At 62.4% G+C, this 21,807-nt stretch carries 15 protein-coding genes and 2 pseudogenes; 8 read left to right on the plus strand and 9 right to left on the minus strand.

The window, feature by feature from the left end:
- Positions 1 to 77 precede the first annotated feature (77 nt).
- From G7064_RS20795 to G7064_RS22840, 3 genes are all read right to left on the minus strand, one after another.
- Positions 78 to 1,250 (minus strand): MFS transporter, encoded by a 1,173-nt coding sequence (locus tag G7064_RS20795; RefSeq protein WP_166075283.1) that lies wholly within the window; start codon positions 1,248 to 1,250, stop codon positions 78 to 80.
- A 177-nt stretch (positions 1,251 to 1,427) separates the two neighbouring features.
- On the minus strand, positions 1,428 to 3,356 hold the full coding sequence (locus G7064_RS20800; protein ID WP_165963415.1) for a TonB-dependent receptor plug domain-containing protein: 1,929 nt from the start codon (positions 3,354 to 3,356) through the stop codon (positions 1,428 to 1,430).
- A gap of 1,030 nt (positions 3,357 to 4,386) precedes the next feature.
- Positions 4,387 to 4,521: a hypothetical protein gene (locus tag G7064_RS22840; RefSeq protein WP_262888657.1), complete on the minus strand. Its 135-nt coding sequence runs from the start codon at positions 4,519 to 4,521 to the stop codon at positions 4,387 to 4,389.
- Positions 4,522 to 4,996: 475 nt separating this feature from the next.
- On the opposite strand from G7064_RS22840, the gene G7064_RS20810 reads away from it, so the two are divergent.
- From G7064_RS20810 to ureG, 6 genes and pseudogenes are all read left to right on the plus strand, one after another.
- Entirely contained in the window at positions 4,997 to 5,596 is a 600-nt protein-coding gene (locus G7064_RS20810) for an urease accessory protein (protein WP_133271041.1), read from the plus strand.
- A 52-nt stretch (positions 5,597 to 5,648) separates the two neighbouring features.
- Positions 5,649 to 6,386 carry an urease subunit beta gene (locus G7064_RS20815; protein ID WP_166075284.1) on the plus strand — a complete coding sequence of 246 codons (738 nt, stop codon included), beginning with the start codon at positions 5,649 to 5,651 and terminating at the stop codon, positions 6,384 to 6,386.
- A gap of 25 nt (positions 6,387 to 6,411) precedes the next feature.
- Entirely contained in the window at positions 6,412 to 6,960 is a 549-nt protein-coding gene (locus G7064_RS20820; protein WP_133271042.1) for a hypothetical protein, read from the plus strand.
- 15 nt (positions 6,961 to 6,975) lie between these two features.
- A pseudogene (ureC, locus tag G7064_RS20825) lies at positions 6,976 to 8,689 on the plus strand (urease subunit alpha).
- Between the two features lie 28 nt (positions 8,690 to 8,717).
- The gene (locus G7064_RS20830) at positions 8,718 to 9,362 is read left to right on the plus strand and encodes an urease accessory protein UreF (protein ID WP_166075285.1); all 645 of its coding nucleotides are present in this window, start codon (positions 8,718 to 8,720) and stop codon (positions 9,360 to 9,362) included.
- Between the two features lie 15 nt (positions 9,363 to 9,377).
- On the plus strand, positions 9,378 to 10,130 hold the full coding sequence (gene ureG, locus G7064_RS20835; RefSeq protein WP_133271044.1) for an urease accessory protein UreG: 753 nt from the start codon (positions 9,378 to 9,380) through the stop codon (positions 10,128 to 10,130).
- 10 nt (positions 10,131 to 10,140) lie between these two features.
- Here ureG and G7064_RS20840 read toward each other — a convergent pair whose 3' ends face one another.
- On the minus strand, positions 10,141 to 10,956 hold the full coding sequence (locus tag G7064_RS20840; protein WP_317172865.1) for an urease accessory protein UreD: 816 nt from the start codon (positions 10,954 to 10,956) through the stop codon (positions 10,141 to 10,143).
- Between the two features lie 608 nt (positions 10,957 to 11,564).
- Between G7064_RS20840 and G7064_RS20845 the strand changes: the two genes are divergently transcribed.
- On the plus strand, positions 11,565 to 11,942 hold the full coding sequence (locus G7064_RS20845; RefSeq protein WP_165963419.1) for a GNAT family N-acetyltransferase: 378 nt from the start codon (positions 11,565 to 11,567) through the stop codon (positions 11,940 to 11,942).
- Between the two features lie 107 nt (positions 11,943 to 12,049).
- A complete protein-coding gene (locus tag G7064_RS20850; protein ID WP_133271047.1) occupies positions 12,050 to 13,894 on the plus strand; it encodes a glycoside hydrolase family 13 protein in 1,845 nt (614 codons plus the stop codon).
- Between the two features lie 412 nt (positions 13,895 to 14,306).
- On the opposite strand, the gene G7064_RS20855 is transcribed toward G7064_RS20850, so the two are convergent.
- The 5 genes and pseudogenes from G7064_RS20855 to G7064_RS20870 all read right to left on the minus strand — a co-directional run bounded on the left by G7064_RS20855 (position 14,307) and on the right by G7064_RS20870 (position 21,607).
- Positions 14,307 to 15,188: a glycerophosphodiester phosphodiesterase family protein gene (locus tag G7064_RS20855; RefSeq protein WP_133271048.1), complete on the minus strand. Its 882-nt coding sequence runs from the start codon at positions 15,186 to 15,188 to the stop codon at positions 14,307 to 14,309.
- A gap of 122 nt (positions 15,189 to 15,310) precedes the next feature.
- Positions 15,311 to 16,813: a calcineurin-like phosphoesterase C-terminal domain-containing protein gene (locus G7064_RS20860; RefSeq protein WP_133271049.1), complete on the minus strand. Its 1,503-nt coding sequence runs from the start codon at positions 16,811 to 16,813 to the stop codon at positions 15,311 to 15,313.
- Between the two features lie 118 nt (positions 16,814 to 16,931).
- Positions 16,932 to 18,376, minus strand: a pseudogene (locus tag G7064_RS20865) (SusD/RagB family nutrient-binding outer membrane lipoprotein).
- A 43-nt stretch (positions 18,377 to 18,419) separates the two neighbouring features.
- Positions 18,420 to 18,551: a hypothetical protein gene (locus tag G7064_RS22845; RefSeq protein ID WP_262888658.1), complete on the minus strand. Its 132-nt coding sequence runs from the start codon at positions 18,549 to 18,551 to the stop codon at positions 18,420 to 18,422.
- A 38-nt stretch (positions 18,552 to 18,589) separates the two neighbouring features.
- Positions 18,590 to 21,607: a SusC/RagA family TonB-linked outer membrane protein gene (locus G7064_RS20870; RefSeq protein ID WP_240935906.1), complete on the minus strand. Its 3,018-nt coding sequence runs from the start codon at positions 21,605 to 21,607 to the stop codon at positions 18,590 to 18,592.
- Positions 21,608 to 21,807: the final 200 nt, after the last annotated feature.

Consider the following 21,807-nt stretch of genomic DNA (forward strand, 5'->3'; position numbering starts at 1 on the left):
CCGGCCACTAGGACGCGCTGGTTCAAGGTCCGGGGGTACTCCTGCTTGCCCCCACGCCGGCGAACCGAGCGGAGGGGTTAGCTCCCTGCTTTTTCTACGCGAACCTGGGCTAGGTAAGCGGCCACGCCCACCGCCATGACCGCGGCCACGCCGAAAGGCAGCGCCACCCCGCCCCACTGCCAGAGCAGGCCCGCCCCGGCACTCGCGCCTAAGGCAGCCAGGCTGCTCAGCCCGCCCAACGTGCCCAGGGCCGCGCCGGTGTCCCGCGGGGCACACAGGGTGCTGACCCAGGCTTTACTCACCCCCTCGGTGGCGGCGGCGTACACGCCGTAGAGTACGAACAGGGCCCCAAACGTCCACCGGTCGTGGGCCAGCGCGACCCCGCCATACACCCCGGCAAACACCACGAAGCCCATCACCAGCAAGCGCCGCGGCCCCCACCGATCGGCCACATGGCCTAAGGGCCAGGCGCAGAGCGCGTAGGTGAGGTTGTAGAGAACATACAGCCCAATAACCGTGGGAGCGGGGAGGCCCCGCGCTTGCGCCACCAGCAATAAAAAGGCATCCGAGCTGTTGAATAGGGCAAATACCAGCAGCCCCCCGACGACGCGTCGATACGCGGGCGGGGCCTGCCGCCAGTAGCGGAACGCCACCCAAAAAGGCACGACCGGACGCCCCGAGGGCACGGCCCGTCCCTCGCGCAAGCCGAAAGCGAGAAGGACTGCCACTGCCCCCGGCAGGAGGGCCCACAGAAACAGCGACCGGTACTGCCCCGGATACGCCGCCAGCCACCCAAGGGCCGCCAGCGGCCCCAACACGGCGCCCACCGTATCCAGGGACCGGTGAAATCCGAACACCTTGCCCCGATTCGCGGGGGTGGCTTCGTGCGCGAGCAGGGCATCGCGGGCCCCGGTACGCAAGCCCTTCCCGAGCCGGTCCACGGTGCGGACCAGCAGCACCCCAGTCGGGGTAGTCAGCCACGCTAACAGGGGCTTTGACAGGGCGCTCAGGCCATAGCCCCACTGCACAAACGGCACCCGTCGGCCCAGGCGGTCGGACCACTGCCCGAAGTACCCTTTGCTCAGGCCGGCCACGGCTTCCGCCATGCCTTCGAGCAGCCCGATGTACAAGACCGAGAAGCCAATAGATTGCAAATACAAGGGCATCACGGGGTAGAGCATCTCACTGGCCAGGTCGGTGAACAGGCTGATAAGCGAGAGCAGCCAGACGGCGCGGGTCACGAATCGCATGGGGCAGCGGAGAAGGTCTAGATTAGAACCATAAGGTAAGCCGGATGGCAAGACTTTGGCTACCAGCGTTGGTAGCAGGAGTAGTGTTATCAGGGATTACCCACCCATAAACAACGCGCTAACCTTGAATAGGCGGCTAGCGCGCTTTCCAGGCGCAGGTTGGAAACCCTGACTAAACTACTGAGTGAAGCGCAGCGCCAGCACCAGGTTGCGGCCGGGAGCACTGATGCCGGAAGCGAACTGCCGGTAGCTCTGGTCCAGCAGATTCTCGACGGCCGCCTGCACCGTCCAGCGCGGGGTGAGGCGGTAGTCGGTGCGCACCGTTACCGTGTACCAGCCGAGCGCGCCCGCGGGCGTGGCCTGCTCCAGGTTGTCTTCGCCCGAGGGGCTAAACTCACTCGGGCGCTTGCGGCCATTACATAACACCGATGCTTCCCCCGTGAAAGCGCGGCGGCGGTAAATAATTGCCCCCCGGCCGTACAGGGGCGGAATGTGGTCGAGCGGAGCGCGCCGCGTGAGGTCGCGCCCTTTCGTGTACGTGAGGCTGCCTTGCATCGACCACCCGCCTAGCTGGGCCTGGGCACGGGCACTGAGTCCGTAGATACGCGCCCGACCCGTATTGGTCGTGGCGACGGTCGTGTAGGTCTGCCCGTTGAATTCCACGGTTGCGGCCCCGCTGGGGGTAGCGTAGGGCTGCACGGTCAGGGCGTCGTGCAGCTGGGTATAGAAACTCGTCAGGGCGACGTGCAATTGGTTCTCGAGCGTGTGCGACAGCTCTACTTCCGCCGTACGGACGCGCTCGGGCCGCAGGGCGGGGTTCGGCAGGAGCAAGGTGCCATTATTCTGCTCGAAGGTCTTCCCGGCGTCATCCACGTTGGGATTGCGAAAAGCGGTGCCGACCAGCCCGGTGGCGCGGAACCCTCCCCGCAACTGCGCCACCAGCCCTAGACTGCCATCAAGCGAGGCCGAGGACTGCCGGAGGTGGCGGACGGCGGTCTGAAAGAAGCGCGGATCGAACTCGCCGCGCAGCCGCACGGTGCTCACGCGCAGCCCCGTGGAAAGGCGGAAGATGGGCGTCAGCGGCCAGCGGTGCGTGGCATATACACCGGTGGTGGCGTAGGTAGCCCCGTGGGGGTAGCGCGTGACTATGGCCTGCCATTGCCCGGTGCTGACGTTCCGGCCGGTACCCGTGCTACGCACCCGGTTATGCGTAACCTCCGCCCCGTAACGCAACTGGTGGTGGCCCAGGGTTTTCTGCAGATCCCAGTTCGCTGACCATACCCGGACCTGCTCCCGGTTCTCCTGCCGCAGCTCCTGGCCAAAGTCGCGCACGAGGCGGCTTTCGGCCAGGAGTTGCAGGGCCGGCGTGAAAGTTAGCGCATCAAAAAAGCGCGTCGGGTGGCTGTATTGAACCTGATAGCTGGCCAGCAGCCGGCGCTGCGGGCCGTAGTTCCACTCCGCATAGCGTGGCAAGCCGTTGGCACGCACTACCTGGAGGCGGTCGTAGCGCGGCACAGTGGTGGTCGTCGAGTACTGCAGGTTCAGCAGATGCTGCTGCTGGGGGGTGGGCCGGAACACGACCTTCTGCAGCACGTCGAGTTGACTGTACCCCGAGTCGCGCTGCCGGTGAGGATCTGCGTTCACGAGTACACTATCCCGCTGGCCCAAGCGCCGCACGTAAAAAGGCTTGTCGCCAAAGCCCGGAAAGGAGGCGTAATCGCGGCGTCCCTTGCGCAGGTCGTCAAAGTCGGTGGCGGTCACGCTGGTCAGCAGCGCCAGGCGCTGCCAGCCCAGGCTTACATCCGCGTGCGCGGTCTTCTCCCGAGCGGCCGTAGCATATCGTAGTAGACTGGTGGTCCGCGCCACGGGCGCGGCGGCGCTGCTGTCCGCTAGCTGGGGCTGCTTGGTGTGCAGGCTGATGACCCCGCCCAAGGCATCGGACCCGTAGGGCACGGCCCCCGCGCCGCTGAGTATTTCCACCCGCTCGAGCACGTTGGCGTCAATGCCCAGCACATTTTGCAGGTGGCCGCCGCGAAAAATGGCATTGTTCAGCCGCACCCCATCGACGACCAGCAGCACCTTGTTGGCTTCAAAGCCTCGCAACACCGGGCTCCCCCCCCTAATTGGGATTTCTGTACATACACCCAGCCACTCTGCTGGAGCGCATCGGCCGTGGTGGGCGGGTTCAACAGCCGAATAGCCCGAGCGGACAATACGTCCACCTGCTGGGGCACGGTAACGCGCGATTCTGCCCCCGAGTGGCCGAGACAATGACGCCCTGTAAGCTGATAGGGCGGATACTATCCGGTACGGCTTGCTGGGCGCTGGCCGGCAGACAGCCAGTGACGAATAGTCCCGTGAACAGCCCACGTAAATAGAACACAACGATGGCAGGGTGAACGGGTGGCGAGTGAACGACTAATGTAGATAAAAAGCCTAAGTATGATAGCCGCAGGATGGAAAGTCGCTGCTATTCCTGAACGAAAATATTAGCTTGAACCAAACCGCGCCGCGCCCTTGCAACAGGCTCATTTGCAAACCGCTAGTCTCTAGGTATAGCGATGAATCGAGTTAAGGGCAAGGCCCAGCAAGTCATAGAATAAGGGCCCTACGGGGAGTGACCGGTGAAGTCGCCCCCTCCGCTCGCCCGCCTGGTCCCACAAGCCGGTTCAGAAATGAAAGCTCCCTGCGCTTTCGGGCCCTCGCTTGTTGACCCGCTTGCAGGAAAGACTCTTGCCTTCCTTCCCTCGTGCGCCGCGGTGCTCTAGTTGAGAGCACCAGCTTTACTTAGCGCACCTATCCAAGGGAGCCATGCACGGTCGGATGTGGTTACTAGCGGCAGGCGCTGCGGCAGGTTTGTCGCTCCGGATGGCCCGCCCGCCAGCAGGCCCCATTAATTAAAGTCCATTAGGCTAACGTATGGCCCCTACGTGATGCTCATCGTGACGGCCGCCATCTGAGCGCATCGGGTTGAAGGATCTTTGCACGCGCCGGGGCAACCGGTCGCAGGACTTCCTTCCTGCAACCGGTTGCCCCGGCCACGCTGCTTCCCTTGGCCCGACGAAGCCCCTCCGTTTCTACCCTCGCACCGCGGCGGCTTCGTGAGCAGGCCCTCCGGAACACGGCCCCACAGGGCTTATCTTATGGGCGCTGTTGCGGCCGACTGCGCCACGACTCGGCGCAGCTGCGCCTGGTGCTCATCGCCCCAGCGGCCCAGCGCCGTGAGCAGGGGCAGCAAGGATTCGCCCAAGCCCGTGAGGTGGTACTCCACCGTGAGGGGGCGCGGACACGGTTTGCTTGCGCAGGAGCTCGTGGGCCAGGAGCTGTCGCAGCTGCAGGTTGAGCATGCGGGGGCGGCGCCGGGCAGGCGCTGATGCAGTTGACTAGGCCGGCGCAGGCCCTGGCCAATGAAGTAGAGCAGGCTGATTTTCCACTTACCGGCCGTGACTTCCCGCAGCAGGTCGAGCCCTCCATCAGGACTGCTACCCCTTATTGCTTACGCTTAGCTCACGGGGTAGAAGATCTGACGGGACATGGCGTGGGGGGGCGCGCGCTCAGATTCGACCAAGGGCCCGTCGTTGCGGAGGAGCGACTTGGACTACCCCCGATGAAAAAAAACGCCTGAAACCAAAGCAGAACACAGGCGTTCCCTTAGCATGAGCAGAAATGAACATTTTGTGAGAAGCCTATCGAATGTATAGGCTAGTTATCTTACATTAGGGAATATTATGCTTAACCCCCTTTAAATGGAAGGCCTGTTGCCCTTAATTTTTGCTTCTGTAGCCGGAATGGGTCATGCGTTTGAACCCGACCATATTTTGGCTGTGGGCAACTTGATTTCGCGCCGGGATACCTTGGCGGAAGCCCTGCGCGAGGGGATTCTATGGGGGTTAGGTCACACCACTACCTTGGTCGTCGTGGGGGCCATCATCCTGCTGGGCAGGCTCACCATTCTTACGGGCGGCTACTTCGAGGCCACCGTAGGCCTGCTGCTGGTGCTCATGGGCCTCAGCCGGCTGCGGGAACAGCGCAAACCCGCGCCGCGGCCACCTACCGCAGCGGCGCCGGGCTGGGCCTTCGCCGTGGGCCTGCTCCACGGGCTGGCGGGCAGTGGGGCGCTGGTGCTGCTGGTGATGAGTGAGTTGCGGGATGTCAGCCTGAGCCTCCTGTATTTCCTGTTGTTTGGCGGGGGCTCCCTGGTGGGTATGTGCCTGGTGGCCGGCTTGTGTCACGTGCCCTTCACCCGGCGCATGCGCCTCAGCCGCCGCCTGCAGGCCGGCACCGTCACCTTGTCGTCCCTGCTTTGCGTGGGCTACGGCAGCTGGATGATGTATGTGAATCTGTGAGCATACCTTCCCCCATCCCTACCCGTTTCCCTACCGAAAACAAACGCCCGCCGTGCATCTCTCCCCCAAAGACCTTGATAAGCTCGTTCTCCACCAGGCCGGCTTCGTGGCCCAGAAGCGCTACGCCCGGGGCCTGCTCCTCAATTACCCCGAAGCCGTGGCCCTGCTGGCCACCCAACTGCTGGAATTTATTCGTGACGGCGAGCGGGTAGCCATCCTCATGGACAAAGGCAAGCAGCTGCTCGGCCTCGCTGACGTGCTGCCCGGCGTGGCCGAGCTGGTGGACGAAGTGCAGGTGGAAGGTACTTTCCCCGACGGCACCAAGCTCGTAACCGTGCATCACCCCATTTGCCGCGAGACCGGCAACCCAGACTTAGCACTTTACGGCTCCGGCCTCACCAAAAAAGCTCCCCAGTCCGCCCCGGACACCGACAGCGCCGCCCAACCCGGCGAGTACCTGCTGCTACCGACGGATCTGGTCCTCAACGAGGGCCGCGCAACGGTACAAATCGAGGTGGTGAACATGGGCGACCGGCCCGTGCAGGTCGGCTCGCACTATCCCTTCTTTGAAACCAATGCCGCGTTGCACTTCGACCGCGCCGCTGCCTACGGCTACCGCCTCAACATCCCGGCCGGCACCGCCGTCCGCTTCGAGCCCGGCGAGCGCAAGCGCGTGACGCTGGTGGCGCTGGGGGGGCAAAGAATCGTGTACGGCGGCAACGGGCTGATTGATGGGGAATTGGGAGAAGAGAATAAGCAGGCGGCACTAAATAAGCTTGCCAATAACTGACGAATGCTCTTGTCATCTGATTAATATGGTAACCCCAAAAAGCACTTGGTCTGACAGAATTCTGCGTGTAGTTGGAGTGATTATTCTGGCCTTTTTTGCCAAGTATTTAATTGGAATTGGCCTGCTATTAGGAGCCCTATTCGTTGCTATTGGAATTTTAGCGCTAATCGGTTTTCTAATCAGTTCATTTTTTTCAAACAAGAAATTTCAGGAGGAATACAAAGAGTTTTTGCACCGCGCAGATGGAAGTTGTTTTTTCTTCTACAACAGCCGGAAAAGTAGTGTTGAGTTCGCAAAACATGCTGTTGTTCCGCATCTTGATCCAACTACGAGAGTTGTTTTTGTGGATGGAGAAGAAATTGATTGTGGGCCTGATAGCAAATTTATTTCCCACATGCTTTATGGTGTAAAAGAGAAAAAAGGCTTTCCTTATTTAATTAAAGTAATTGATGAACAAGCGCTGGACTGCTCAGTCAATAATCTATTTTACAATACAATGACAGGTAAAAAGCCTTTGATTCCCTTACTGCAAAGAATCAATGCTTTTTATGAAGCACCTGCTACCTCTAAATGACTCTTGTGTCCTGATATGTCTTTTCCCCTCGACCGCCGCGCCTACGCTGAGATGTACGGCCCCACCACGGGCGACCGGGTGCGCCTGGGCGACACCGACCTGCTCATTCAAGTCGAGCACGACTTCGCCGTGTACGGGGAGGAGTGCAAGTTTGGCGGCGGCAAAGTCTTGCGCGACGGCATGGGCCAGGCGGCTGGCATAGCCGAAGCCGACGCGCTGGACTTGCTCATTACCAACGCCTTAATTATCGATTACACCGGCATCTACAAAGCTGACGTCGGCATCAAGCACGGGCGCATTGCCGCTATTGGCAAAGCCGGCAACCCGCATATCATGCCCGGCGTGACCGCGGGCATGATCGTGGGCGTGACCACCGAAGTCGTGGCCGGGGAAGGTCAGATTCTGACTGCCGGCGGTATCGACTGCCATATCCATTTCATCTGCCCCCAGCAGATTCCCGAGGCCCTGGCCTCCGGCGTGACTACCATGCTGGGGGCGGCACCGGTCCGGCCGCCGGCACCACGGCCACTACCTGCACGCCGGGGGCTTTTATCTGGCGATGATGCTCAAAGCCACCGAGGCCTATCCGCTGAACTTCGGCTTCCTGGCCAAGGGCAACTCCTCCAAGCCCGAGGGCCTGCGCGAGCAGGTGGAGGCGGGGGCGCTGGGCTTCAAGCTGCACGAGGACTGGGGCACCACCCCCGCCGCCATTGATATGTGCCTCAGCATCGCCGAGGAGTACGACGTGCAGGTGTGCATTCACACCGATACGCTGAATGAAAGCGGCTTTGTGGAAACCTCCACGGCCGCTTTTAAGGGGCGCACCATCCACGCCTACCACACCGAAGGCGCCGGCGGCGGCCACGCCCCCGACATCATCAAAATCTGCGGCTTGCCCAACGTCATTCCCTCCTCCACCAACCCCACCCGCCCCTTCACGGTCAACACCCTGGACGAGCACCTGGACATGCTCCTGGTCTGCCACCACCTGGATAAAAACATCCCCGAGGACGTGGCCTTCGCCGAAAGCCGCATTCGGGGCGAGACCATCGCGGCCGAGGACATCCTCCACGACATGGGCGCGCTCAGCATTATTTCCAGCGACTCCCAGGCCATGGGCCGGGTAGGGGAAGTCATTACCCGCACCTGGCAAACGGCCCACAAGATGAAAGCCCAGCGCGGGCCGCTGCCCGAGGATGCGGGCCGCGCGGCCGATAATTTCCGCGTGCGCCGCTACGTGGCCAAGTACACCATCAACCCGGCCCGCGCCCACGGCATTGCCCACGAAGTCGGCTCGGTGGAGGTGGGCAAGCTGGCCGATCTGGTCTTGTGGAAGCCCGCCTTTTTCGGGGTGCGGCCGGAGATGATTCTCAAGGGGGGCATACTTGTGCAGGCCCAGATGGGCGACGCCAACGCCTCCATTCCCACGCCCCAGCCGTCGTTCTCGCGCCCCATGTTCGGGGCCCTAGGCGGCGCCGTCGGGCCGGCCGCGGTGGCGTTCGTCTCGCAGGCGTCCCTGGCCCGGGTGCAGCAAACCTACGGCCTGCACAAGCGGGTGGTGGCGGTCCGGGGCTGCCGGGCGGTTTCCAAGCACGACATGGCGCTGAATGACTACCTGCCCAACATTGCGGTGGATCCGGAAACCTACCGGGTCACGGTGGACGGGGAGCACCTGACCTGCCCCCCGGCCGAGACCCTGCCCCTGGCCCAGCTCTATAACTTATTTTAATATGCACTTCGCCCGCCTCCTGCACCTGGTGGATTCGGCTATTCCGACCGGCTCGTTCGCGTACTCGTCCGGGCTGGAAAGCAGCATCGCGGGGGGACTCATTAGCTCGGCCGCCGACTTGCGCCAGTACCTGTACGCGTACCTGCAGCAGGCGGCAAGTGCCGAGTTGCCCTACCTCACCGCCAGCTTCCGGAGGGCGGACCTGGGGAAGGAGTTTGACCTGGTGGCCGCCGACTACCACGCCCAGCTGCTGGTGCCCAGCCTGGCAAAAGCCAGCGCCGGGCAGGGCCGCACCTGGCTGCGCCTGCTCACGTCTTTCTACCCCGAGGCGCCACTCCCCGAAATAGCCCTGTGGTTTGCCCACCGCCACCTGCCGACCCACTTCACGCTGGTATTTGCCCTGAGTTTGCAGCGCGTCGGGTTTGTCCTACTCGAGGTGCAGACCATGTTCTTGCACCTGCAGCTGCGCGACCAGCTCAGCGCCGCCATCCGCCTGGGGTTTTTGGGCCCGCTGGAAGGGCACCGCCTGCAGCACGACTTCTACGCCGTCTTCGACCAGCTGCTGGCCACCTCCACCGGCCTGGACTACCAGCAGGCCACGCGCACGGCCTTCTTGCTGGAGGCCGCCCAGGGCCTGCACGCCGACCTCTACTCGAAGCTATTCCAAAACTAACGCTATCGGTTTGCCATGGCCTTTGCCGAAAAACTTGCCCTGCTGCTCCACGGTCACCGCCACGAAGCGTACGAGTCGCCCGGCGACTTCACGGCCCGCGAAACGCGGCGCCTGCCGTCCTACCGCAACTTCCGCCGCCGCGCCTTCACCGTGGGCATCGGCGGGCCGGTGGGCACGGGCAAAACCGCCCTGCTCAAAGCCCTGTGTGAGCGGCTGCGCCACGAGTTTGCGCTGGGCGTCGTCACCAACGACATCTTTACCCGCGAAGACGCCGAGTTTCTCATCCGCCACAGCGCCCTGAGCGCCGACCGCATTGTGGGGGTGGAGACCGGCGGCTGCCCGCACGCGGCCATCCGCGAGGATATTTCCCTGAACATGGATGCCCTGGAAGGCCTGATGGCGCGCTTCGACTACGCCCTCGACTACCTGTTCGTGGAAAGCGGGGGCGACAACCTGGCCGCCCACTTCAGCCGCGAGCTGGTGGACTATTCCATCTACGTGATCGACGTGTCGGGGGGCGACAAAATCCCGCGCAAGGGCGGCCCCGGCATCACCCAGTCTGATTTGCTGGTCATCAACAAAATCGATTTGAAAGACCTGATCAAGGCCGACCTGGGGGTCATGGCCCGCGATTCGCAACAGATGCGCGGGGAGGGCCCCTTCCTGTTTGCCCGGGCCACCGACGGCCACGGCCTGGACGAGATCATCGCCCACATCCTCGCCGCAAAAGCCCGCGCATTGGCTGCCGTGCGGGAAGACCGGCGCTAATTTAGGAGGATTAATACTTTCGCTTGAGCGGATTATAGCCCAGCAGTTCCTCCGCTGCCAAGGCCGCTAGCAGTGCGTCGCACAGGGGCTGCAGCGCCGCCCGGCTGCGGGCAGCGGCGCGCAGCACATACACGTTATCCCGAGCCCGCACGACCGATACCAAGCACTCCACCGCGTCGACCCGGAAATGCGGCTGCTGGCTACCCGCCATTTTTTGATTTTCCAGCACGCGGCCTAGGTGGGCAAAGCGGCTATCGGCCGGGCTGCCGACCAGAAAGACCGACAAGAAGGTGTGATAGTCGGCGAAGTGGGCCGGCGACGGGGCGATGTGCTCCGCGGGGCGAAAGGAAAACCGATCCAGCACCACCAACTGCTGGTTGACGTGGACCCGCAGCTCCGTCTGCAGGGACGTGAAGGCAAACCGCTCCCCCTGCTCCAGGCGGCCGGCGTGAAACCAATCCAGCAGCAGCAGCAGGGAGTCCGGCTGCAGGTGCCAGTCCTGGGTTTGGCGGTAGCGGCTCTGGGCCTGCAACACCACCGGATCGGGAAACACCACGGCCAGCGCTCCCGCCCCCAACACCCCGGTGGTATGTTGCTCGGCCACGGCCCCGTCGGGGGACCGAAAGACGCGGGTGCTGGCCTGGGTGCTGAGAAAGAGCCGCGTGTGCACCTCCCCGGTGAGGTGGAGGCGCAGGCTGTCCCCGGCGACCAAGCCGCCCCCGTAGCTGGAGAGCACCACGTGGCAGGTCGGGGTAGGAGAGGCGGGGTTGAGCAGCTTGAGTGGTTGCTGGCTGAGGCTGACCACCAGGCGGCTTTGGCCGCGCACGACCCGGACCGTCAGCGCACTGACCCCCGGCTCCGGGAGGCGGGGAGCCGACGGAGCGCGGGCAAGGCGGGGGAGCGGAAAGGTTGCTGGTGGCTAGCATGTTGACTTGTATGTGCTTTTTGTTGACGGCAGTCCTATAGGTGAGCAGCTTCTTACCCCTTAGGAAAGCCTACCCTGCCGTTACCCCTCATATCGACAGGGGGGGAAGCAGCGGCACCACCGCAACCAGGATTGGGTAAGAGGATGAAGCCCCCGGGTGGGGTAGGAGGAAGGATGGCCCCTGAACTTAAGACGAAAATATAATTAAAGTCGAGTAGCGATTAAAAGTGAAGGGCAATCCTAGATTATTATGGTTTCATTGGTGTCAACGCCCTTGAAATATAGGCTATATTGTAGCAATTGTTGCTTTTTTTTGACATGCCGCCTTATATTTAACACTCGCTTACTAGTTGCTTTATGGCCTAGTCCCCCTGTGACCATCCTGCTGTGGTCGACGGATGAGAAAGGGTGGATATGTGTTTCTTCCCCGCATCCGTCCCGACCCGAACAGGCCGTGTAAACTGGTTGGGGAGATCTTTTTAAGCGGTAGAAATTCTTATCCTTCCTCCATGCAGCTCTATACCACGGATACGCACATCGATGGGGCACAAGCCGTGCGCTTTGTAGGTCTGCTCGATGACCACATTATTTCCTACGCTACCCTGGGCCTGACTCACTACCCCAACACGCCGCAGCAGGCCCTGTTAGCCGATGTTCATGTGCACCCGGCTTACCGCGGCCGGGGCTGGGGCAAGCTACTACTGCAGCGCGTGTTGCAAACGGCGTGGGAGCGCGAAAAAAAGGTGGTTGCCCTGCACGTGCGCTACAATAATTGGGTAGCCCGCGCCTTGTACCAGCGCCTGGGTTTTCACCGCTACGATGCCGTCACCCCGGATGGGCTGCTGAGCTATTACTATCAGCACCCAGCTCCTACGCCGGGTCGATGACCGCATCAGGTCTAGGCTCCGCGGTAGGTTGGGCGCTTTCGCGTATGTTTAGGGTACGGCCCCCGGGCGCCCTTTCCTTTTGCGGGCCTACCCCCCGCCTAGAAAATATGACAGTTCCAACGTTATTCCGCCGGCTGACCGCACCTTGTCTCGGGCTGCTGCTCGGCCTGGCGCTGAGCAGCCGGCCCCGGCCGGCGCAGGCCCAAGCCCAAGCCGATTTCACCCCCACCTGGAGCAAGGGCGTGGTCTGGTACCAGATTTTCCCCGAGCGCTTCCACAACGGCGACCCGAGCAACGATCCGCAGGCCGCCGACCAGAACGGGGCTTACCCCTTCGATGATTCGTCGGCCTTTCAGATTCACCCCTGGACGAGCGACTGGTACCGCCTGCAGCCCTACGAGCAGCAAAACGGCAAGGACATCTACTACAACCTGCAGCGCCGCCGCTACGGGGGCGACGTGCAGGGCATCCTCGACAAGCTCGACTACCTGCAGCAGCTCGGCGTGAACGCCCTGTACTTGACGCCCGTGTTTTGGTCGCCCTCCTCCCACAAGTACGACGCCTTGTGCTACCACCACGCGGACCCCACCTTCGGGCCCGACCCGGCGGGGGACAAAAAGCTGATGGCCACGGAAAACCCGCTGGACCCCCAGACCTGGGTCTGGACCAAAGCCGACTTGCTGGTGCTTAAACTTATTGACGAAGTGCACCGGCGGAACATGCACCTCATTTTCGACGGCGTCTTCAACCACCTGGGCGCCCAGAGCTTTGCCTTTCGGGACGTCGAAAAGAACCAGCAGGCCTCTCCCTACGCCGACTGGTTTATGGTCACCAGCTGGCGCAATGCGGCCACGGGCACCCCCTTTGCCTACAAGGGCTGGTTTGGGGTCAAGACCCTGCCCGAGCTAAAAGAAGACAGCACGGGCATTGTCGCCGGGCCCAAGCAGTACATTTTCCACGCCACCCAGCGCTGGATGAACCCCATGAATAAAGGCGCGGCCCATGGCATTGACGGCTGGCGCCTGGACGTGGCCTACGATGTGGGCCATCCCTTCTGGAAAAGCTGGCGGCAGTGGGTAAAGCGCCTGAACCCGCAGGCCTACCTGACGGCTGAGCTGGTGTTTCCGGTCGAGCAAACCCGGCCCTACCTGCGCGGGGATGAGTTTGATGCCACCATGAACTACAACTTCGCCTTCGCCGTGCACGACTTTTTCGTGCAGGAGGCCACCGCCTCCTCGGTCACCCAGCTGGACGCGCGCCTGCGGGCGCTGCGCGAGGCCTTCGGCCCCGGCGTGCCCCTGAATATGCAAAACCTGGTGGACAGCCACGACGCGACGCGCATCGGCAGCGCCGTGGCCAACCCCGACGGCAAGAAGTTCGGGGACTGGGGCGCCTATTTTTCGTGGAGCCAGAAGAGTAACAACAAAAGCTACAATGCCCGCAAGCCCACCCCGGCCCAGCGAAAAAAGCAACGGCTCATTGCCGCCTTCCAGCAGCTGTACGTGGGCTCCCCCATGCTTTTCTACGGGGACGAAGCGGGCATGTGGGGCGGCAACGACCCGGATTGCCGCAAGCCCATGGTCTGGGCTGACCAGCGCTACGAAGCCGAAACGTTTAATCCGGATCAGAGTACCCACGCCCCGGACCCCGTGGGGTTTGAGGCTGACCTGTTTGCCTGGTATCAGCGCTTCATTGCCCTGCGCCGCAGCTCGCCGGCCATTCAACGCGGCGCGTTTACCACCGTGGCCACCGACGATGCCCGGCAGCTGTACGCCTTCCGCCGCACGCTCGGGAAGGAAGACGTGCTGGTCGTGTTTAACCGTGGTCCCCGGCCGGCGGCCTTCACCCACGCCGTGCTCACCGAGCATACCTATCAGGATGCGTTCACGCGCCAACGGGTGACGCGTCTCACCGTACCGGCCATGGACGTGGTCGTGTTGCGCACCAAGTGAGGGCCTGGCCGCCGGCTGCTACATACCAATCCCTACGCCGCCCAATACCCTACCCGCTGCGGGCAGTCGCCGGCCGATAGAATTGTCCCAGGTGGGCAGCGACAAAGAACTAGGTAACCTTACTCGGAAGTTTAGGGAACGTGCCTAATCCTTACTTCTTACCAGCTAACCCTTCGCAATTGGCGGAGCGAGCTAGGATCGGTAGGGAGGTGGTAGCGGACCCTACACAGAGATTTTATTGTATCGTAGCGCAGGCTGGGCTTTCTGCTTAATCAAGGGCATGCAGAAGCTCATTCATCACCTCCGACACGATTAAGGAGAAGTAAGGGGGCTACTCTGGCTTCCAGCCATTGAACCCGGCCATCACATTTTTCTGTTGAAAGACGCTCCTAATCCATAGTAGGCAGGGTGTTCACCGCGCCGGGCGCAAATCCGGATAATCCGTAATAATGCCATCTACCTGCTGCTGGATGAGTTGCTCGATTGCCGCGGCCGCGTTCACCGTCCAGGGAATCACCTGGATCTGCTGGGCGTGGCAGGCCGCCACCAACTCAGCGGACACCAACCGGTAGGCGGGGCTATAGATGGTCGGGCGGAAGCTGAGCCGTTGCAGATTCTTGTCCACTCCCAGCAGATTATCCACGAGCAGGGCGGTCTGGATAGGAGGGGAGCGTTGGTGCACCTGCTCCAGGGCCCGTGGGTCGAAGGACTGAATCGTCGTCCGCTCCGCAATGCCTTTGGCCTGCACCACGGCCAGCAGCAGCTGCACGAACTCGGCGGGCGCGGGGTGCAGGGTGCCGTCGCCCGCCGGGGTCATTTTCGTTTCAATGTTGTAGCGCGGCGCGGGCCGCCCTTGCTGCTTGGCGTACGCTTCGGCCGAGTCGATGACTTCGGCCAGCAGGGGCTTGTAGGTGCGCAGCTTCTGCTGGCGCGCAAACTTGGGGTTACCCTGACTGCCTACGTCATAGCGCCGGATGTCGGCGTAGGGCATGGCGTACAGGCGCAGGCTTTTTTCTTGGGCTTTGCTGATGGGCTGCCCGTCCGGCGTGCGCACGAAATCGGCGTTCAAGTAAGGGTCGTGGGAGAGCAGCACCTGCCGGTCCTGGCTGATGGCGATATCCATTTCCAGGGTCGTCACGCCCAGATCCAGGGCCTTGCGCATGGCTGGAATCGTATTCTCGGGCATCAGGCCCCGGCAGCCCCGGTGGCCCTGCCAGTCCAGCGGGGGCCGCTGCGCCGCCGCGCTGAGCATAGTAAACGTAGTAGCCAGCAAGGCCAGGATAGGTCGTCGCATCAAGGTCAACATACGCAAATAAAAAAGCCCCCATGCCGTCGGCGGCGTTTACCCTGGGTGGACATAGCCAAAAAAGCCCCCCGCCCGCGGGTAGGCCCCAGCGAGCGGAGGGCCAAGCAATCTTACGCCGACAGCGTTTCCGAATATACCTGCCCAAACCGGTCAGTGACTTCCACCCGAATCTCCCGTGCCGACGCCGCGATGTTGGCGACAAACAGATGCTCGGTGAGGGTGGGGTCCACCCACTTGTGCTTGGCGGGCAGCGCCGGGCCGGCGTGCAGCTGCACCGACAGCGGATCGAGGCCGGTGTACTGCTCCATCTCGCCCCGGCGTACGCCGTCTTCCAGCCAGGTCACTTTCCAGGCGGGGTCCCAGTTCCAGACGTTCACGACCAGGGCGTCGGGGCGCTCGGGCAGGCTGCCTTTCGGGTACAGGCGAAACTGGTGGGTGCGCTCCTGCCCGATGGATTTGTAGTACCACCGGAGCTCACTGCCCCGCGCCTCGTACACGCCGTAGCCGGCGGGCGTGCCGTCGGTGCAGATGGGGCCCGTCCACCAGGCCCCGCAGATGGTGCCGTGCACGTGCTCCACCACGTTTTCCTCGGTCACGAGGGTTTCGTTGAAGTGGGTGTGGCCCGACATAATGTGGGCCTTGAAGGGCTTGAGCAAGCGGTACAGCTCGCGGCGGTTGGCCACCGTGCCGCCCATAGACTCCTCCTTTTCCTTGTTGCGCAGGTGCTGGCGGGTATAGGGCGGAATGTGTACACTCACCACCACGGTTGTGCCGGGCTTGACGTAGCTTAAGTCCTGCTCCAGCCAGGCCAGCTGCTGCTCGGTGAGGTAGCCGATGTACTTCTTGACGGCGCCGATGAAAAACACGTCATCCAGCACCACGTAGTGAATCTCGCCCCGGTTGAAGGAGTAATACGTGGGCCCGAACAGTTGGCGAAAAGTAGTGGCCGAGCCTTCGTCGGTGCGGGCCGTGAGGTCCATGTCGTGGTTGCCGATAACCTGAAAAAACGGGATGCCCGTAGCAGCTACGCCCTGCTGGTAGTCCTCGAACAGCTCGAAGTGGTCCCAGACCAGGTCGCCGCAGCCGATGCCGTGGAAGAGGGCGCCGGCGGGGTAGCTGGAAATGAGCTTCTGGGCGTCGGGCACGGCCGTGGCTTTGAACTCAGCAGCATCGGCCTTGGATATCATCTGCGGATCGGCCCACACCATAAAGTTGTGCTGGGTGTCATCCTGGCTGAGCTTGCGCAGCTCGAAGTCAGCCTTAAAGCGGCCGCGGACGGGCTCTTTGCGGCGGTAGAAGCGGGCCACGCCCTGCTCCTGCGGAAACTCGTAGCCGCGCGGCACGGAGATGTACACAAACTCGGTGGCGGCGCTGCTGTCCAGCTCATACTGCCCTTTGGCGTCGGTGAGCGTGACGGTGGTGCCATCCGTGACGGCGACGCCCGCCAAGCCTTGGCCGCCGGCGTGCACCTTGCCGCTAAGCGTGGTGACGCTTACCCCTTTGCTCGTGCGGGCGGGCGCTTTCGAGCGGGCCAAGCCCGTGCTTATGTCCAGGGTGGCACCCAGCCCAGCCAGGCCCACGGCTTTGAGAAACGTCCGGCGTTGTTGTGCCATAAAGCGAAAAGTTGAGGATTCTCGGTAAGGGTGATGCTAGGGTTTCAAGCTATCCGCTGGGGGGCTTTTTGGGGCAGGCGTGCTAGCTCCCGCCCCTGGTTTTCCGGAAGCCGGCAAGCTACTTTTCCCACCACACTTTGGTGTTCACGTCGTCGGGGCCCTGGGCCTGCACGGCGGCGCGGTAGTTGTCGCCGTTGTTGGTTTGCACGATAAGCGGGTACTTAAAGCGCACGGGCATCACGCCCCCGTTCTGCAGGTCCTGGCCGCGGGGTAGGCGGGGCAAGCCCGTGCGGCGGTACTCAAACCACTGCTGGTAGTCGTTGAAAAACAGGGCGTAGTACTTTTGCAGCAGGATGCGCTCGAGCGTGCCGTTGTAAGCGGCGGCCGCGTTCTGGAAGTAATCGGCGGGCAACACGGCCCCCACTGCTCCACGGCCGCCTTCACGCCCCGCTCGTAGTGCAGGCGAGCGTCGGCGGTGGTGTAGCCGCGCTGCGCGGCCTCCGCTTTGATAAACTCCACCTCCGCGTAGGTCATGATCACCAGGGGCATGGGCGCCGCCACGGTCGCCGTTACCAGAGCCACGTTGAAGTTGGATGGCTGGTAGGGAAACTGGGCGTCGCTGCCGGCGTAGGCGCTCGGAATGCCGCGGTAGCCAATCGTGGTGCGGCCGTCGCTGGACCGGGCCTGGGTATTGAGCCGGGCCAGGCGCGGGTCGTTGAGCATGTTCAGGTTATCGATAAAAAAGCCCCCCGCAGCCCGGAACGTGGTAAAATCGACGGCCCGGCCCCAGGGCGACACGCTGGGCGCGACGCCGGTGATCCGCAGAATAGCCGCTTCGCTGTTTTGGGTGAACACCGGATAGGTAGCGGGGTCATTAATCATGGCCGCCAGTTGGGCCGTAGCGTTAGTCTCAGTACGCTTGGAGATGCGCAGCAGCAGGCGCATCCGCAGGGAGTTGCAGAAGCGCCGCCAGGCGTCCACGTTGTTGTTGAAGAGAATGTCGCTGCCGTAGGGCATGGTGCGGGCTTTGTCGAACATCCCGTTGGCCGTTTCCAGGTCGGTGAGCAGCTGGGAATAAATCTCGGGCTGGGTGTCAAACTTGGGGTAGAGCACGCCTTCTTCGGCCCGCCCGGCGTCGGTCATGGGCACGTCGCCGAAGCAGTCGGTCAGATTGGCGTAGGCCCAGGCATTCAGGGTCATAGCAATGGCCTCGTAGTTGGGGTCCTGGGCGGCTTGGGCAGCGAGGCGCATCTCCCGGATGTTGGCCAGCAAGCGGTAATAAGTCGTCCAGGTGGAGTTGCCGGCGCTTTCGCTGACCACGTAGCGGTGCACGCCCCCCGACACGCTGGGAAACGGCAAGGCCACCTGCATGATATCGAAGGTAAACCCATCGGCCCGACTGGTATTAAACGCGGCCAACTCGTAGAGAATCGGGTTGAGTAGGGTGCCCGGGCTAATGCGCTCGATGCGGTTGGGGTCGAGGTTGAGCTCGTCAAAGTCCTTGGTACACGACACGAGGCTGCCACCCAACGTCAGCAACAGCAGGGTTAGATATTTTTTCATGGAAGACGGGAGGTCAGAAAGCGAAAGAAGGAGGGAGGCCGCGCTAGAACTGGAGGGTGAGGTTCACGCCCATGGTGCGGGTGCTGGGCAGCTGCCCGATTTCCACACCGGGCAGAATGGTGCCGCCGTTGAGGGCCGCCGTCTCGGGGTCGAACAGGGGGAACTTGGTCCACATGGCCAGGTCGCGGCCGTAGAGGCCGATGGTAGCGCCGGTCAACGCCTTGGTGCGGGCCAGCAGGGCGGGGGCAGGGTGTACTCGAGGCGCGTTTCGCGCAGCTTCAGAAAAGACGCATCGAAGGAGTTGGACTCGATGTTGGCGCGGCGGTAGTACTCGGCGTAGTAGGCGGCCGGAATCACGCTCACGGTGTTGGGTGAGTAGGTGCCGTCGGCGTTCAGCACCACGCCATCGCCCACGATTCCGTTCTCCGCGCGGCCCGGCAACGTGGATTTGAGCTTGCCCTGCTCCATCATTTTGTGGTGGGTTTGGGAGTAGATAATGCCCCCGTACTGTCCATCGACCAGCACACTCAGCCGGAAATTCTTGTAGCTGAACTCGTTTAAAAAGCCCCCCTTCCAGTCGGCAAAGGCCCGGCCGATGTATTTGATGTCGGCCGGCTGCACGGGCAACCCGTCCTTGTTGTAAATGATCTGCCCATCGGGGCTGCGGTCGAAGCCGAAGCCCCAGATGTCGCCGGTGGTGCCTCCCACGGTAGCCAGCAGCGTGGCCGTGCCGCCCGTCCCGATTACCTGCTGATCTTCCAGGCCGTCGGCCAAACTCAGCACGCGGTTGCGGTTGCGGGCCCAGGTAACGGTGTTGCGCCACTTAAAGGCGTTGTTGTCGATGGGCCGGGTGTTGAGCACCACTTCCACGCCCCGGTTGCGCACCTCGCCGGCGTTAAGCACGGCCCGGCCGTAGCCGGTGGTGGGGTCGAGGGGCACCTCCAGAATCTGATTGCGGGTGGTGTTCTGGTACACCGTCAGGTCGGCCCCAATGCGGCCCTGAAACATCAGATACTCCACGCCCGCCTCGAAGCTGGTCGTGATTTCGGGCTTGAAGTTGGTGTTGTAGAGGGTGGTGGGCAAGGAGCCGGCCCCGGCAAAGTCGCTGCGCCCGTAGTACTTGCGGGTGCGGTAGGGCTCGGTGTCGTTACCGACCTGGGCGGCCGAGAGGCGCAGCTTGGCCAGCGAAATCGAGTTAGGCATGGGCACCAGTTCGTTCAAAATAAAGCTGGTGCTGACCGCGGGGTAGAAAAACGAGTTGTTCTGGCTGGGCAGCGTGCTCGACCAGTCGTTGCGGCCGGTCAAATCCAGGAAGATCTTATCGTCGAAAGACCAGGAGGTGAGGGCGTACACGCTGTTGATGCGCCGATTGGTGGTGGTGGCCGTCAGCAGGGGGCTGCTCACGCCGTTGGTAAGCTTGTACACGCCCGGAATCACGAGGTCGCGCACCACCCCATCGATGCCTCGGAAGCGGCGGTCCATGCGGTTAGCCCCTATGGAGGCGCGCACGTTGAAGTGCTGGCCTAGGTCCTGGTGGTAGGTGAACAAAGCGTCGGTATTGACTTCGTAGTTGCTGATGTCCTGCTGCTTATAGTAGCCGCGCTGGAAGTTGGCCGTGCTGTAGGGGCGACGTTGCTCACGCTCCTCCTGGGTCATGGCAATACCCGAGCGCACCAGCAGATCGAACTTGGGCGAGAACTCATAAGTAGCCGACAGGTTGCCCACCGTGGTGCGCGTGTCCACTGAGTTAATCATCTCCTGGGCAATCAGATACGGATTGTCAATAAAGGAGCTGAACGGGTGCACCTGGTCGAGCTCCTCCTGGCCGTACTTCCAGATGGTGCGGTAGGCGTCGAGCGGCACGTTCGGGTTCTGGAAAATCATGAAGTAAGATACCGACTGGTTGTTGTAGCCGGTGGCGGGCAGGTTGTCACTGGTGCGGTTGGTGAAGTTCACTTTGCCCCCCAGCTTTAATTTCGGGGACACGGCGTGGTTTAAACTCAGGGCGGCGGTCAGGCGCTCGAAGCCCGTGTTGGGCATAATCCACTCGTTCTGGGAGTGGGTCACCGACGCCCGCGCCGAGGTCGTTTCGGTGCCGCCTTCCAGGGCCACACTGTTGGTGAGCGTGGAGCCAGTCCGAAAAAAGCCCGTCACGTTGTCCTTATAGGGCCGCCACGGCCGCCGCTCGGCCGATTGGGCCTGGGTAACCGGGTCGTACTGAAAGTACTCCTGCCCCTCGAAGCGGGGGCCGAAAGCACTGCTGGTGCCGCCCGTGCTGGCGCCGTCTTCGGAGGCCCCGTAGGAGTAATAAGGCTCGCCGGCCGCGTTGAAGGAGCGGCCCGTACCCTGGCCGTACTCGTACTGGAATTCAGGCCACTGAAGCACGGTGTTCACGCTGTAGTTGGAGTTGACCGTCACGCCCAGGCCTTTGGTTTTGCGGGCCCCGGTTTTGGTGGTGATAATGAGGGCGCCGTTGGCGGCCCGGCTACCGTAGAGGGCGGTGGCGCTGGCCCCCTTCAGCACCGTGATGCTGGCAATATCGTCGGGGTTGATGTCGGCGATGCCGTTGCCGAAGTCCACGGGCACGTCGTTGCCGGAGCCGGCCCCGTAGGCGCTGCTCACCCCCGAGCTGGTCAGGCCGCTGTTCATAGGCACGCCATCGAGCACGATGAGGGCGTTGTTGCCGTTGGGATTCAGGGAGTTGTCGCCCCGCAGGGAGATGCGGGTGGAGTTGACCGGTCCTGAGCCCGGCGAAATCAGATTGAGGCCCGCCACCTTGCCCGCTAAGGCCTGGGCGAAGTTGTTGGGCCGGGCTTCCAGCAACGCTTCCCCGCTAACGGTCTGGGTAGCGTAACCCAACGACTTTTGCTCGCGCTTGATGTTGAGCGCCGTCACGACTACCTCGTTTAGCTGCCGGCTGTCGGGCGCCAGGCGCATATTGAGCTCTGAGTTGCCGTCCACGCGCACTTCCTGGGCCAGAAAGCCGATGTAGGTGACTTGTAAAATGGCATCGGGCGCAACGCTGAGCGCAAATTTGCCCCCCACGTCGGTGGAGGTGCCGGTGGTGGTGCCTTTCACGACGACCGTGGCGCCGGGCAGCGCCCCGCCCTGGTCGTCGGTCACGGTGCCGGTAATGTTCTGACTCTGAGCGAAGACGCTACCGCCGTGCACCAGGATAAATGCCACGACAACGCTTAATTTAAGAAGCGAAGCCAAGTAGTTGTTTTTCATAGGTTTGCCTAATCGATTCGGCTGCAAAACTATGGGGGTGGCATTACCGGCAGGTTAAGCCAAGACTATGAAAATGTGTACAATAAAGAGCGTTATGCTGAGCCACAAAACCTGGGGGTAATAAATTCATTCTAAGAGAAATGCCCCTGCTTCAGGGAAATGGGTTTTGCTTTCTGCGGTGAATCGATTAATAAGCCCGA

This window comes from Hymenobacter sp. HDW8 (assembly GCF_011305775.1).
In the GTDB taxonomy this organism is placed as follows: Bacteria; Bacteroidota; Bacteroidia; order Cytophagales; family Hymenobacteraceae; genus Hymenobacter; species Hymenobacter radiodurans.

Bases quoted from the DNA above. Each gene is read 5' to 3' on its own strand.
- G7064_RS20795 (WP_166075283.1), bottom strand. From the start codon at position 1,250: ATGCGATTCGTGACCCGCGCCGTCTGGCTGCTCTCGCTTATCAGCCTG.
- G7064_RS20820 (WP_133271042.1), top strand. From the start codon at position 6,412: ATGGTAACCCCAAAAAGCACTTGGTCTGACAGAATTCTGCGTGTAGTT.
- G7064_RS20850 (WP_133271047.1), top strand. From the start codon at position 12,050: ATGACAGTTCCAACGTTATTCCGCCGGCTGACCGCACCTTGTCTCGGG.
- G7064_RS20845 (WP_165963419.1), top strand. From the start codon at position 11,565: ATGCAGCTCTATACCACGGATACGCACATCGATGGGGCACAAGCCGTG.
- G7064_RS20870 (WP_240935906.1), bottom strand. From the start codon at position 21,607: ATGAAAAACAACTACTTGGCTTCGCTTCTTAAATTAAGCGTTGTCGTG.
- G7064_RS20860 (WP_133271049.1), bottom strand. From the start codon at position 16,813: ATGGCACAACAACGCCGGACGTTTCTCAAAGCCGTGGGCCTGGCTGGG.
- G7064_RS20855 (WP_133271048.1), bottom strand. From the start codon at position 15,188: ATGCGACGACCTATCCTGGCCTTGCTGGCTACTACGTTTACTATGCTC.
- ureG (WP_133271044.1), top strand. From the start codon at position 9,378: ATGGCCTTTGCCGAAAAACTTGCCCTGCTGCTCCACGGTCACCGCCAC.
- G7064_RS20810 (WP_133271041.1), top strand. From the start codon at position 4,997: ATGGAAGGCCTGTTGCCCTTAATTTTTGCTTCTGTAGCCGGAATGGGT.
- G7064_RS22845 (WP_262888658.1), bottom strand. From the start codon at position 18,551: ATGTGGACCAAGTTCCCCCTGTTCGACCCCGAGACGGCGGCCCTCAAC.